This is a genomic window from Moraxella sp. (assembly GCF_030525845.1).
Taxonomy (GTDB): Bacteria; Pseudomonadota; Gammaproteobacteria; order Pseudomonadales; family Moraxellaceae; genus Moraxella.
Genome location: NZ_JAUNDY010000012.1, coordinates 37,251 through 49,741, shown reverse-complemented (window position 1 = coordinate 49,741; position 12,491 = coordinate 37,251). Strand labels below are relative to the sequence as shown.

The following is a 12,491-nucleotide window of genomic DNA, read 5'->3' as shown; positions in this document are numbered from 1 at the left end:
TGGTGTTGACACATCAGGGGAGGGTGTATCGGAGGGAGGGGGTTGTTAGGGGGGGATATGGCTCAAATCTAGGTTTGAGCCATATTTGTTGACTCTTACTTGGTGGCTGCCTCAGGCTTTTGTTTTTCAAGCTCTTGGGCGATTTGTGCTTCTAGAAGTGCGATAGCTTCTTCTTTGGCTGCGGTTAATTCTGTCATCATAGCAAGTTGTTCCTGAATCAGTTTTTCCTGCTCAGCAATTTGATTATTTGTATCAGTTAGACGGTCAATTTCCTCTTTGATAAGTGCGGGGTCATCAGGTATGCCAGCGTTTAAAATTTCATCAGGATTTGCCAAAGGTTTGATGTCTGGCAAGATGTCGCCATCGCTTTGTGTGGAGGTGCTTGCATTATCTGAGCTTACCCCTGCCTCTGGCGTAGTATCTTGTGTGGCAGGTGGTGTTGCCTGGGGCGCGGATTTTGGCTGTGTGGGAGCTGATGTTGTATTGTTATTTTGAGGTGGTGGTGTAGGCTGAGTATCATCACTGCTCATTGCCATATAAAGTGCCATACCAATTAAGGCTAATGCAATAATGCCACCTAAGATGAGTTTGTTTAGTTGTTTTGAGTCGCTAAGAACGCCAGCGATGTCAGCCTTGCGGCCAGGCTTTGATGTGGCAGTTTTTGAGGTTTTTTCTTTTTTGTCAAATAGCTCGTTTAGAGATTTTTTCTTTTTTGGGGTGGGTTTGGTGTCAGTTGCCGCTGCCGCTCCAATGCCGGCTACACCTGCCATTAAAACCTCTTCTGAAACGCCATCGGAATTTGGAGTTGGTTCATCCGCTTGATTAAGATCATCTAGTTGATGAAAAAAATCATCGTCAGATATTGCTTCTGTTTGAGGGGCTGTCTGTTGCGTTGGGTTGTCGTTTGATGAAATGTCAGAAGTAGCATTTGATGTTGTTAAATCAATGGCATTGTCTAATTCTAAGTCAAGGCTGATATTTTCTGCGCTTTCTGTGGCATTATTGACTGGTTTTTCGCCAAAATCAATCTCCAAGAAATTGTCATCAAAATTAATTTCGCTGGTGTCTTTTTTCTCTGACATGGTAACCCTTAAAATAACTGTGAATTGGCAGCAATGCGTTGCTAAATAAAATAATGTTGTACTATACCAAAATTTACAAAAATTTTCAGCTTTTTGCAATAAGATTAAGACAAAAAGCGTGTTTTTTTCTTTGAATTATTTATTCGTTTTGTGATGATGTGATAAAACGCACCACGCCAACATCATCGTTCCCACGCTCGGTTTGGATATTGGGTAAATCTTCGGCGGTGGGTCGGCGTTCGGTGTGATTACATTGTACGCACTCAATATATTCGTCAGGCTCTGGGATAAAAATCTGCACTTGGACGGTGGTGTCAATTTGACCGCATTGGGTGCATTTGACCCCAGCCAGAAATTGGCGTTTTGGGCGGGTGGATTGGTATCGCATGGCTTTTTGAAAATAAAAATGGAAGTAGATTTTACTCCCATTTTGTGATTTTGTCTATTGGTATGAGTTTGTTAAAGCTTGTAGGGGGGAAAGTCGTTATTCGTCCATATGGTTTTAGGTAACTTACTTTTAAATTTTTATTTAACAAAGCCACTTTGTTTTAAGAGTGCCGCCAAATCCGCCTCACGCCCCATAAAGGCGGTAAAGCTCTCTTTGGCAGGGCGTGAACCGCCCCTTTGCAAAATCTCACTTTTAAACAGCTCGCCTGTGGCGGGGTCAAACACGCCATGCTCATCGCTCGCCATGCTTTCAAATTTGCCAAATGCGTCCGCCGACAACAGCTCCGCCCATTTGTATGAATAATAACCAGAGGCATAGCCCCCTGCAAAGATGTGGCTAAATGTGTTGGCAAAGCGGTTATTGGGTGGTGGCGTGATGACCGCAATCTCTGAGCGAACCTCGTTTTGGATATTTAAAATATCCTCATAACCATTGAGCGTTTGTCCATGCACTCGCAAATCAAACAGCCCAAACTCGATTTGGCGGAGGGTTTGTAGTCCGCTTTGGAAGTTTTTGGCACTCACAAGGGCGGTCAGCTTATCCTCTGGCAACGGCTCGCCTGTCTCGACATGACGGCTGATGAGGGCAATACCGTCCTTATCAATGGCAAAATTTTCCATAAACTGACTGGGTAGCTCCACCGCGTCCCACTCTACGCCACTAATACCAGCGACATCGCTTAGGGTGATTTTGGTCAAAAGATGGTGCAAGCCATGCCCAAACTCATGAAATAGGGTGGTAACTTCATCAAAGGTCAAAAGGCTTGGCAAATCGCCCACCGCAGGCGAAAAGTTACCCACGATAAAGCCCACAGGGAGTTGCTCCATCTGACTATCTTTGTGCTTTTCTTGAAAGCCAGAGAGCCACGCTCCGCCCCGTTTGCCCGTGCGTGCAAATAGGTCAAGATATAGCCCGCCAATCAGCTCGCCATGTTCATGCAGTTCAAAAAACTGCACTTCATCATGCCAACGAGGCACATCGCTTGTGCGTTCTTTAAATTGCACATTAAACAATTTGCCAATAATCTCAAACAAACCACCCAGCACCACAGGCAGGGGGAAATAAGGACGAAGTTCATCGCTGTTGAGATTGTATTTTTCTAGGCGGATTTTTTCAGCCAAATAGGGTGTATCCCACGGCTCAACTTTATCCAGCCCCAGCGTTTTAGCCAAAATCTGCATGTCCGCCAAATCCGCTTTGGCAAAGGGGGTGGCATGATGAGCAAGATTTTTTAAAAACTGCTCAATCTCGTTTTTGTCGTTCGCCATTTTACTTGCCAAAGACACTTGGGTATAGTCATCAAAGCCCAAAAGTTTTGCCTTTTCTTGGCGTAACTTTAAAATCTCTACCATGATGTCGCTGTTATCAAAGCCTTTGCCTGCCTCATAAGTGCATTCGCTACTTGCCCGAGTGTTGTAGGCGTGATACAGTGTCTCACGCAAGGCTCTATCATCGGCGTACTGCATGACCGCCAAATACATCGGCACATCGAGCGTGGCGACATAGTCGGTGGCAAGCACGGTGTTGGGGTGCTTGGCTTTATAGTTGTCGCCTGCGGACTTTAACAGGGCAAGACCGCTTGGGGTAATGCCTGACAGTTGTGCGTGGGTAAGCGGTAAGGCGAAGGCTTGGGTGGCATCTAGGGCATTGTCGGAGAACTTGGCAGACAGCACCGACAGACGAGCCGAAATCTCGCCAAAACGAGCTTTTTTATCATCATCAAGTGCCACGCCAGACAGCGTAAAGCCTTGTAAGGCAAGCTCCACCGCTCGGCGTGTGGCAGTATCCGCACCCAGCGTGTCAAAATTATCGGCAATGAGTTTATAAAGCTGATACAGGGGCAAAGACTGCCCTGTTTTGGTGGAAAATGCCGACAACGCAGGCAACACCTCATGATGAGCGGTGCGAATCTCGGGGCTAGACACCACGCTATTTAGGTGCGACAGCACGCCAAAACTGCGATTTAGGGCAAGATTTAGGCGGTTAAACTGCTCGGTAACATCAAGGGCGACCGCAGGGTCATCGGTGGTCGGTAGGTTATCCAAAAAAGTGCTTGCCGTTTGTAAGTTCTGTTCTACCAATGCTTTGAGCGTGTCGGCAGAAGTTTTGCCAAAATCCACCAAATGTAGGCGGTCGTCAAGCCCATCATTGTGGTTAGGGGCGTGAAAATCGATGTTAAATTCGGTCATGATATTTTTCCTAAAAAATTTGTTTTATAATAGGGGTCAAATCGCATTTTACAAGTCAAACCATGACCCCCCTAAACATCATCTCTTATAACATTCATAAAGGCATGTCGCCCCTAAACCGCACAGTGGTTTTGCCAAAAATGGCACAGGCGTTGGCGACTTTGCCCATTGATGTGCTTTGCTTGCAAGAAGTGCAGGGGCAAAACCTAAAACGGGCATTTGCCTTTGATGACTACCCCGACAGCCCCCAGCATGACTGGTTTGGCGAGTATCTGTCGCTCACGCCCAGCTACGGGGCAAATGTCCGCTACCCACACGGTCATCACGGCAACGCCACGCTATCCGTCCATCGCCTTGACCCCTGCCATAATGTCAATATCACGGTGTCCACCCTAGAAAAACGGGGCGTACTGCACAGCGAGATTTATCCGCCTGATTGGGGCGTGCCTGTGGTGGTATTAAACGCCCATTTAAATTTATTAGAAAAAGACCGTACCAAACAATATCACGCCATTGCCGACTATATCGGGGGCGAGATTGATAAGGACAAACCGCTTATTTTGGCGGGGGATTTTAATGATTGGACAAAAAAGTCGTATGAATTTATGGCAAGATTAGGATTAAAAGAAGTCTTTATCAGCACGCATGACAACTATCCTGCCACTTTTCCCGCCAAATTTCCCCTATTAAGCCTTGACCGCATTTATGTGCGTCATTTGTCGGTATTATCCGCCCAAGTCTATGGCGGTGGGGTATGGGCGGAACTCTCCGACCATTTGCCGATAGGGGCTAGGGTGGTTTTGGATAATTAGATGAGAAAACACCATGAATGATATGATTGTTTTAACTCGTGATAATCTTGACGAAATTTTAACCCAAATCAAAAATTGCGATAATCCAGAAAATTTACCGATTATCCAAATTAACCTAATTCGCCCAAAAATGACTTTTCGGCTATTTTGGTTTTTAATGGTTTTTTCTGGTGGTTTATTTGTGTTATTTGCCAGTCTTGCAAAAGGCAATTTTAATATTTCTCTTATTATATTTTTTACAACTTGGTTTTGTTTCTTTGGTTTATTTTTAAGTTACGAAATTAAAAATTATAAAATCAAAGCCTTTTGGAATAAAACACCTGATATTTTTTATTGCCAATTAACGCCCACACATTTAATTTATCGTTTAAATGATAACGAAATAAAATTGGCTTGGCATGACATTATGGATTTTTCTTATATATGGGGCGGTCTAAATAATCAAAACCATATTATGATAACCCAAAGAAATGGCAATTTACTGCGTATTTTTAAAAGCCAAACCACTTTAAATATTAAAGAATTAGAAAAACCATTAACCGCTTATTTTAGAAAATGTCGCACCTTTAATTCTGACAGCAAATCCGTTTCCCTGTTTGCCATTAAACTTTAAATTATAAAAAATTTAAGCTATAATACCCCCAATTTCCCCTTTAAAAAGAGAACCCCTATGCCCTTTCCCAAAGTCCGCACTCGCATTGCCCCATCGCCCACAGGCTTTCCCCACGTTGGCACGGCGTACATCGCCTTATTTAATATGGTGTTTGCCAAAGCCCACGGTGGCGAGTTTATCCTACGCATTGAAGACACCGACCAAGTCCGCTCAACCGCCCAAAGTGAGCAGATGATTTTGGACGCCCTGCGTTGGACGGGGCTGTCGTGGAGCGAAGGTCCTGATGTGGGCGGACAATTCGCCCCCTATCGCCAGTCCGAACGCTCCGAAATTTACCAAAAATACGCCAATGAACTTCTTGATAAAGGACACGCCTTTCGCTGTTTTTGTACGCCCGAAGAGCTGGACGAAATGCGTAAAGCCCAAGAAGCACAAGGCTTGCCGACCAAATATGACGGTCGCTATGCCAATTTAAGCCGTGAAGAGAGCGACCGCCTTGCGACAAGTGGCAAGCCCTTTGTCATTCGTATGCGTGTGCCAACAGAAGGCGAATGCGTGGTTCACGATATGCTACGGGGCGAGATTGTCATTCCTTGGGATACGGTGGATATGCAGGTTTTGTTAAAAACGGACGGCTTGCCGACTTATCATTTGGCGAATGTCGTGGACGACCATTTAATGCAAATTTCCCACGTCATTCGTGGCGAAGAATGGATTAATTCCGCCCCAAAACATAAACTGCTGTACGAATATTTTGGCTGGGAAATGCCAACTTTGTGCCATATGCCCCTTTTGCGTAACCCCGACAAATCCAAACTCTCCAAACGCAAAAACCCAACTTCCATTACTTATTATCGTGATGCAGGGGTGTTGCCAGAAGTGTTGTTAAATTATTTGGGGCGAATGGGATATAGCTTGCCCAGCGAAAAAGAAATATTCTCCTTAAATGAAATGATTGAAAGTTTTGATATTAAACGCATATCGCTTGGCGGCCCTGTATTTGATATTGAAAAATTGTATTGGCTCAATGGCGAGTATTTAAGAGCGATGAGTGCCGAAGAATTAAAAACTCGTATTTTATCTTGGGCGTTTAATGACGATAAATTAACCGCCATTGCTAAGGCAATCCAGCCTCGTATCAATACTTTGACCGATGCGGTGAATTGGGCGGGATTTTATTTTCAAAACTTGCCAAACATTACCGCCGATGATTTTGCTCATAAATCTTTGGATAATGAAAAGTTATTGGAAATTTTACAAATCGCCACTTGGCAATTAGAAAGTTTGCCTGTATGGAGCGAAGAAAATATCTATAAAACTTTAAAAGGCTTATCGGCACATTTTGAGATTAAATTAAAAGACTTTATGCAGCCCTTCTTTATTGCCATTGCAGGCTCATCAAGCTCCACGCCTGTAATGAATTCAATGTATGTCATTGGGGCGGATATGACTTTGGCAAGACTTCGCCACGCCATTGAAGTCTTGGGCGGACTTGGCAAGAAAAAACAAAAGAAATTGGAAGAAGTCAATAGAGCCTTGCCTGATTTTTTGAGTGCTGAGTGATGGCATTGGCATAAAAGTGCGATTGGTAAAATTATATTTTGCCAATCGTATTTTTAAAAATAAGGATAATATGATGCAACTTGTGATTGATATTGACATTGATGATGATATTGGTAAAGAGTTTTTAACAAGCATTTCAAAAGATGAGCAAAAAAATATCTTTGAAAACTTGGTAAAAAAATATTTAAGCCAAATAACTGACAAAACCCAAGCCGATGATGAAGTGGACTTTGTGGGTATGTGGGCAGATAGAGAGATGAATGTTGAGGACTTTGTCAGACAATCAAGGCAAGGACGGCAATTTTATGTTGATTGACACCGATGTTTTGATTTGGCTTGCTCGTGATAATGCCAATGCCAAAAAGATGTTGTTAAATAATGATATTAAATATATTTCTATCATTACTTATATGGAAGTGTTGCAAGGCGTTCGCAACAAGGCAGAATTAAATGCCTTTTTAAAACAAATCAAAACAGACAATTACCATATTTTACCTTTAAATGAAGAAATTGGTAATTATGCAGGGGAATTGGTGAAAAATTACTATTTAAGTCATAATATGCAAATGTTTGATGCCCTCATCGCCAGCACCGCCATATTTTACAACAAACCGCTATTATCCGCCAACGCCAAACATTATGCTTTTATTGATGAATTGCAGTTGGTAAGGTTTGTGGTTTGATATTTTAATAATAACAAACCAAAACCTATCAATTGCCCAAACATTAGGAAAACAGTTATGTCAACCAAAGAAAATCTTACCAATCCCACCCTTTAACGACACGAATTTTTGGCGGATATGTATCAAGACGACTATTACCCCAATCATTTGGTGGCAAAAATTGAGCAAATCCTACTGACCATGTGTGAGCAAATTGAGACCAATCCACCCACCACCATTGAGGCATTTTGTGCATACTCTTACCCTGCGGTAGAGGCAATCAATGAGCTTGAGGATGAATTTGACGAACACGACAGCGAGCTTGAAACGGTGGCTCGTGAGTGCATGGGTGGGGATTTTGCGACCATCGCTCGGGCATATGGTTTTGAAAACCTGACAGGGGACGAACTTGAACACATCATCGCTCCGAGAGAATGGTAAATTTGGTGGGTAAATGACTTATTTTAAAAGTTATTAAAATCAATAAGTTACAAACTTTATTCGAAAAATATTAACTTTTTTAAAAATATTTGCTTGACCTTTGGTCGTTCTGTTTATATAATACGCCCACCTTAACAAAGGGGCTATAGCTCAGTTGGTAGAGCACTTGCATGGCATGCAAGGGGTCAGCGGTTCGACTCCGCTTAGCTCCACCAAATTATGCTAATAAGAATGTAAGCACCTAGGCATTTTCTTACATTCTGATGAGTTGAAAGACTTTTTTTCTTGCGCTCCATTCGTCTAGAGGCCTAGGACACCGCCCTTTCACGGCGGTAACAGGGGTTCGAATCCCCTATGGAGTGCCAAATTCCAAATCCCTAAGCTTAGGCTTGGGGATTTTCGTTTTGTTTGCTGGTCTTTGGTTATGGCAAATTTTACCACACATCTGACAGTCGTTGCTGTTGTTAGTACTGCCATGACGACATTTGGGCTCATGAGCGGATTATTTGGCTTGGGCGTGGCGGTTTTTTGCTGGGCGAGCGGTGTCATTGGTGGGCTGTTGCCCGACATCGACCTTGAAACATCTACGCCAGCCAAGCGATTTTTTAGCTTGATTTCACTGTTTATTGCGACTTTAACCGCTATTTTATACACTTCTTATTATGCTTCTTATCAGAGTGGTTCTCAGCTTGCCAAGCAGTCTCTTGTGGTGTGGGCGGCGGCATTTTTGGTGGTGCGTTATGGCATGATTGGATTGTTTAGCCATCTGACGGTACATCGTGGCATGGTACATTCGGTGCCATATATGGCGATGTGTGGGCTTTTGGCGGTATATGGTGCGTTTTATGGTTTTGGTATGACTGCCAAAGCCAGTTGGTTGTTTGGTGGATTTTTGTTTGTGGGTGCGATGGTGCATTTGTTGCTAGATGAGATATATAGCGTCAATGTGCTTGGGCTAAAACTTAAAAAATCCTCAGGTACGGCATTCAAATTTTTTGAGCGTAAAAAGCCTATTTATTATCTTATCTTATACGCAACGATTGCGATTTTATTTTGGTATGCTCCTGATCATTATTCTACTGTCAATGACATTAAACGAGTTATGGCAAGGTTTTAGTTAGGCATGATTTGATAGAGTTTGGTTGCCACAAAATCAATCAGCGCATTTTGGCTTAGATGACAAAATCACCCACAAATGATAAAATACCATCAAATCATCATTTGTGGATGCGGTATGAATCACTCTCCTGCTTCTTATTATCCTCAGCGTACTCTTGTATCATCGGTAACCACCACAGGGGTGGGGCTACACAGTGGCAAGGAAGTGGTATTGACACTTAGACCTGCCCCCATTGATACAGGCATTGTGTTTGTGCGAGTAGATTTGGATAATGCTCACATTCCCATGCATGCTACCGCCATTCAAGATACCATGATGTCTTCTAATCTGGTGGCAGGGCAGGCACGTGTAGGCACGGTGGAGCATTTGCTATCAGCAGTATCGGCATGTGGGTTGGATAACTTATATATAGAAGTAAATTCGCCTGAAATACCCATCATGGACGGTTCGGCAACCCCATTTTTGGCACTCATTGACTCGGTGGGGATAGCAGAGCAACCTGCTCCTAAAAAATTTTTAAAAATCAAAAAAACCATCTGTGTGGCAGATGGCGATAAATGGGCGAGGTTTGACCCTGATGAGGGTGGTTTTGCCATGCAATTTGAGATTGATTTTAATCACCCCGCCATTAAAGCCACACCCCAGCGTGCCACTTTTGCATTTGGTACGGCAAATTTTGAAAAAGAGATTGCTCCTGCTCGCACGTTTGGTTTTTTGTCCGACTTAGACAAGCTAAAACAGCACAACTTAGCACAGGGGGCGACGATGGAAAACGCCATCGTGATGGACGAGAACTCGGTGGTCAATGGCGAGCTTCGTTATTCTGATGAGTTTGTTCGTCATAAAATCCTCGATGCGGTGGGCGATTTGTTTGTGATTGGTTATGCTATTATTGGTCGATTTGACGCTTACAAATCAGGTCATGCCCTCAATAATGCCCTTATCCGTGCGGTACTTGCTGACGAAACCGCCTATGAAATTGTAACAAATTATGACAAAAATACCTGCCCCATTGACTTTATTTCGCCCAAAAACCCCTTAAATTAATCGTGAGTTTTAAGACATTTATGTATTAATGATTAGATTGAGCAAGCTATCCGTAAAATTACAGCAAGAAAAGCAAAGAGCAGACGGATACACTGTAACAAAAGCAAGTCTTATACGGCTTGCTTTTGTATTTGGGGGTTTGGCTGGCTGGTTGTGGAAAAAATTTTGGAGATTTTTGCCAAAATATGACGGTTTTGGTTACATAAAATTACAAAACTTGCCAAAAAACCCAAACTTAACAAATCAGTCTGGTGTTTTGGTGTGAGCGTTTTGGATAAGGCGAATAAGGGACGTTTGTAACTTTTTATTTTTGATGACAATTTTGGCACTGTGTGTTATAGTTTGCACCGTGTTTTCGCTTAATGGTTTTGTTGAGCGTGTGTCTGTGGCGATGTCATCGCCATGACGAGTGTTTTTTGGATTGACCACCCAGCTAATTTTTACAAATTGACCAAAGGCTTCATCTTGGTGTAGTGCTGTCAAACAGTCGTTTTTTAGGTAGCGTGCATGATTGACTGCCGTGATTGTTGGCAAGCTTAGCGTAATTTTATCATCGTGAGCATGCACTACCTGCACTTCATCGCTAAGTGTGTCTAGTGCCTTAGCAAGTAAGGGGCGAGCCAGATGACTAAGGTGTGATAAGTGAGCAAAGTGCTTACTAAGTGCTTTGGGAAGCTTTGCACCTGCTGACGCTTGTTTTTCAGTGCGACTGGCAAGATAATTGGGAAAATGGGTTTTTAGATACAAATCATCATTCATAAGACCACCTAACAAAATTGACGGACATGGTGTCCAAGAGCTAAGTTTACCACGCCACCCACCCAAAACCAATCATGTTGGGTAAAAAAGTATGCTAGGACGCATATGGCGTTAGATGAGGCTTTAATCAAAACAAAACAGACATGATGCATGCAGATAGAAAGCAGTCTGAGTCATTGGCTGTTATCGTGTGAATCATGCGAGGCAATTTCATGAAAAAACTCTTGTGGCTAGTATCAGCAGTAACATTTACCAGTGTGAGTGCCAATGCAGAAAGTGGCAGAATTACCATCTCATCTGCAAATGGCGAGCGTCAAGTAAATATCGTGGCACCGCCACCTGCACAGCAGACACTTAGTAATGCTCAGATTGATGATGCTATCAATGAGCTAATGGGTGCATCATCTGGTACGTCTCGTTTGGCACAGAATTCAAATTTAACGCCATCAAATCACTCCCAATCAGTTGGTGCTGTTGCTGCGTTGAGTGGGTCTGCTCCTGCTACTGCTGCTCGCTTAGCGTCTCGTGCTGCTCATGGCAGTAGCCAAGGTCGTTGTGCGTTATATGTACGCAAGGCACTACAAGGGGCAGGCTATCAGTTTACCTCACAGGCCTCAGCTTATATGTATGCTAATGGTACGTTAGCGAGTGCTGGTTTTACACGCATTAGCAGTGATAACTATGTGCCACAAGTAGGCGATGTGGTGGTGTTTAATCGTACCAGCAAAAATCCACATGGACATATTCAGATTTATGATGGTCGTCAATGGGTGTCAGATTTTCGCCAGCCAAATTTTAGTCCCTACCGCAATCACAACGGTTATAGTGTCTGGCGTGATGTTCGTCATTTAGATGCAACTGCCAATACAGGTACTGTGCTTGCGATGAATGAGTGAGATTGAGCTTGGCGTCATAAAAAAGAGCGTATTAGACGCTCTTTTTGTTTAGGGGGCTTAGCCTTGTAGCTGTTTTAGAATTTGACTGATTTCGGCATTGGCTTCACTTTCGTTTGAGAGGTCTCCATTTGGGGTTAGGTCGTTGACGATTTGGGGGAGTAGTTCGGCGATACCTTGACAGACGTCATTTTGGCTTGCCCCCGTTTGCTGGCAGGCGTGGTTGATGGTGTCTTGACCAAACAGACCTAAGATGTCTTTGGCATCAATCCCATCATTGTCGGTGTCGATATTTACCCAAGATTGGGCTTTGTTATTTAGGCCATTACCTTGAAATTTGGCAAGCATGCCTGATAATCCGCCATTGCTTTGAATGTAACCTAGGATAATTGGCAGCAAGGCAAGTAATAAGGTAGATTTTTTCATACCGCTTTGCTGACTCTTGGTCTGGCTACCAAGCACACTGCTTAGGATACTGCCTAAATCAGCTGAATTGGTTTTTTGGGTGGTTTGCCCCAAGAGGCTACCCAGTACACCGCCTAAGCCATCTTGGGATTGTTTACCACCAAGTTGGCTTGCTACCACTTGCCCAAGCATACCACCAAGTGCAGAGTTGTTGGACTGACCTGTTAGTCCGCCCAGCAAAGAACCAAGTCCGCCTTGTGGCTGTGCGTTGCGAGTGTTGTCAGCAATGGCGTTTTGTACCACCGAAGTTACAATGTTTTGTAATAAGCTCATGAGTTTTCTCCAAAATAAAAACCCCATTATCTTAACAAAATTTTTGTACTTAGACACAATTTTCTTGAATGATTTGTGTAACAAGCTAGAATTGTAAATTCATGATTTGCCCTTATCTATGGGT

General features: G+C 43.3%; 14 protein-coding genes and 2 tRNA genes. 11 read left to right on the top strand and 5 right to left on the bottom strand.

The window, feature by feature from the left end:
* Positions 1-95: 95 nt before the first annotated feature.
* The 3 genes from Q4B79_RS06115 to Q4B79_RS06105 all read right to left on the bottom strand — a co-directional run bounded on the left by Q4B79_RS06115 (position 96) and on the right by Q4B79_RS06105 (position 3,719).
* Entirely contained in the window at positions 96-1,082 is a 987-nt protein-coding gene (locus Q4B79_RS06115; protein ID WP_303085542.1) for a hypothetical protein, read from the bottom strand.
* A gap of 139 nt (positions 1,083-1,221) precedes the next feature.
* Complete coding sequence (locus Q4B79_RS06110) at positions 1,222-1,470, bottom strand: YheV family putative metal-binding protein (RefSeq protein WP_303085541.1); 249 nt, start codon at positions 1,468-1,470, stop codon at positions 1,222-1,224.
* A gap of 137 nt (positions 1,471-1,607) precedes the next feature.
* Positions 1,608-3,719 carry a M3 family metallopeptidase gene (locus Q4B79_RS06105; RefSeq protein ID WP_303085540.1) on the bottom strand — a complete coding sequence of 704 codons (2,112 nt, stop codon included), beginning with the start codon at positions 3,717-3,719 and terminating at the stop codon, positions 1,608-1,610.
* A gap of 62 nt (positions 3,720-3,781) precedes the next feature.
* Between Q4B79_RS06105 and Q4B79_RS06100 the strand changes: the two genes are divergently transcribed.
* From Q4B79_RS06100 to lpxC, 10 genes are all read left to right on the top strand, one after another.
* On the top strand, positions 3,782-4,531 hold the full coding sequence (locus tag Q4B79_RS06100) for an endonuclease/exonuclease/phosphatase family protein (protein ID WP_303085539.1): 750 nt from the start codon (positions 3,782-3,784) through the stop codon (positions 4,529-4,531).
* Between the two features lie 13 nt (positions 4,532-4,544).
* Complete coding sequence (locus tag Q4B79_RS06095) at positions 4,545-5,144, top strand: hypothetical protein (RefSeq protein ID WP_303085538.1); 600 nt, start codon at positions 4,545-4,547, stop codon at positions 5,142-5,144.
* Positions 5,145-5,201: 57 nt separating this feature from the next.
* On the top strand, positions 5,202-6,707 hold the full coding sequence (gltX, locus tag Q4B79_RS06090) for a glutamate--tRNA ligase (protein ID WP_303085537.1): 1,506 nt from the start codon (positions 5,202-5,204) through the stop codon (positions 6,705-6,707).
* 73 nt (positions 6,708-6,780) lie between these two features.
* Positions 6,781-7,023, top strand: a complete 243-nt coding sequence (locus tag Q4B79_RS06085; RefSeq protein ID WP_303085536.1) for a hypothetical protein — start codon at positions 6,781-6,783, stop codon at positions 7,021-7,023.
* On the top strand, positions 6,968-7,390 hold the full coding sequence (locus Q4B79_RS06080) for a type II toxin-antitoxin system VapC family toxin (protein ID WP_303085535.1): 423 nt from the start codon (positions 6,968-6,970) through the stop codon (positions 7,388-7,390). Before Q4B79_RS06085 ends, Q4B79_RS06080 begins: the two co-directional genes overlap by 56 nt.
* A 108-nt stretch (positions 7,391-7,498) precedes the next feature.
* Positions 7,499-7,810 carry a DUF5713 family protein gene (locus tag Q4B79_RS06075; RefSeq protein ID WP_303085534.1) on the top strand — a complete coding sequence of 104 codons (312 nt, stop codon included), beginning with the start codon at positions 7,499-7,501 and terminating at the stop codon, positions 7,808-7,810.
* Positions 7,811-7,949: 139 nt separating this feature from the next.
* Positions 7,950-8,025: transfer RNA gene (locus Q4B79_RS06070), tRNA-Ala, on the top strand.
* Between the two features lie 74 nt (positions 8,026-8,099).
* Positions 8,100-8,175, top strand: a tRNA-Glu gene (locus Q4B79_RS06065).
* Between the two features lie 59 nt (positions 8,176-8,234).
* Positions 8,235-8,927: a metal-dependent hydrolase gene (locus Q4B79_RS06060; protein ID WP_303085533.1), complete on the top strand. Its 693-nt coding sequence runs from the start codon at positions 8,235-8,237 to the stop codon at positions 8,925-8,927.
* 117 nt (positions 8,928-9,044) lie between these two features.
* Positions 9,045-9,977, top strand: coding sequence for a UDP-3-O-acyl-N-acetylglucosamine deacetylase (lpxC, locus tag Q4B79_RS06055; RefSeq protein WP_303085532.1), 933 nt, complete (start codon positions 9,045-9,047; stop codon positions 9,975-9,977).
* 243 nt (positions 9,978-10,220) lie between these two features.
* Here lpxC and Q4B79_RS06050 read toward each other — a convergent pair whose 3' ends face one another.
* Entirely contained in the window at positions 10,221-10,736 is a 516-nt protein-coding gene (locus Q4B79_RS06050) for a hypothetical protein (protein ID WP_303085531.1), read from the bottom strand.
* A 212-nt stretch (positions 10,737-10,948) separates the two neighbouring features.
* Here Q4B79_RS06050 and Q4B79_RS06045 point away from each other — a divergent pair, with 212 nt between their 5' ends.
* Positions 10,949-11,632 carry a CHAP domain-containing protein gene (locus Q4B79_RS06045; RefSeq protein ID WP_303085530.1) on the top strand — a complete coding sequence of 228 codons (684 nt, stop codon included), beginning with the start codon at positions 10,949-10,951 and terminating at the stop codon, positions 11,630-11,632.
* A 57-nt stretch (positions 11,633-11,689) separates the two neighbouring features.
* Here Q4B79_RS06045 and Q4B79_RS06040 read toward each other — a convergent pair whose 3' ends face one another.
* Positions 11,690-12,367, bottom strand: coding sequence for a YidB family protein (locus Q4B79_RS06040; protein ID WP_303085529.1), 678 nt, complete (start codon positions 12,365-12,367; stop codon positions 11,690-11,692).
* Between the last annotated feature and the right edge of the window lie 124 nt (positions 12,368-12,491).

What these genes read in the sequence shown, in the direction of transcription:
- Q4B79_RS06115 (WP_303085542.1), bottom strand. Translation starts at nt 1,082, where the DNA reads ATGTCAGAGAAAAAAGACACCAGCGAAATTAATTTTGATGACAATTTC.
- Q4B79_RS06110 (WP_303085541.1), bottom strand. Translation starts at nt 1,470, where the DNA reads ATGCGATACCAATCCACCCGCCCAAAACGCCAATTTCTGGCTGGGGTC.
- Q4B79_RS06105 (WP_303085540.1), bottom strand. Translation starts at nt 3,719, where the DNA reads ATGACCGAATTTAACATCGATTTTCACGCCCCTAACCACAATGATGGG.
- Q4B79_RS06100 (WP_303085539.1), top strand. Translation starts at nt 3,782, where the DNA reads ATGACCCCCCTAAACATCATCTCTTATAACATTCATAAAGGCATGTCG.
- Q4B79_RS06095 (WP_303085538.1), top strand. Translation starts at nt 4,545, where the DNA reads ATGAATGATATGATTGTTTTAACTCGTGATAATCTTGACGAAATTTTA.
- gltX (WP_303085537.1), top strand. Translation starts at nt 5,202, where the DNA reads ATGCCCTTTCCCAAAGTCCGCACTCGCATTGCCCCATCGCCCACAGGC.
- Q4B79_RS06085 (WP_303085536.1), top strand. Translation starts at nt 6,781, where the DNA reads ATGCAACTTGTGATTGATATTGACATTGATGATGATATTGGTAAAGAG.
- Q4B79_RS06080 (WP_303085535.1), top strand. Translation starts at nt 6,968, where the DNA reads ATGTTGAGGACTTTGTCAGACAATCAAGGCAAGGACGGCAATTTTATG.
- Q4B79_RS06060 (WP_303085533.1), top strand. Translation starts at nt 8,235, where the DNA reads ATGGCAAATTTTACCACACATCTGACAGTCGTTGCTGTTGTTAGTACT.
- lpxC (WP_303085532.1), top strand. Translation starts at nt 9,045, where the DNA reads ATGAATCACTCTCCTGCTTCTTATTATCCTCAGCGTACTCTTGTATCA.
- Q4B79_RS06050 (WP_303085531.1), bottom strand. Translation starts at nt 10,736, where the DNA reads ATGAATGATGATTTGTATCTAAAAACCCATTTTCCCAATTATCTTGCC.
- Q4B79_RS06045 (WP_303085530.1), top strand. Translation starts at nt 10,949, where the DNA reads ATGAAAAAACTCTTGTGGCTAGTATCAGCAGTAACATTTACCAGTGTG.
- Q4B79_RS06040 (WP_303085529.1), bottom strand. Translation starts at nt 12,367, where the DNA reads ATGAGCTTATTACAAAACATTGTAACTTCGGTGGTACAAAACGCCATT.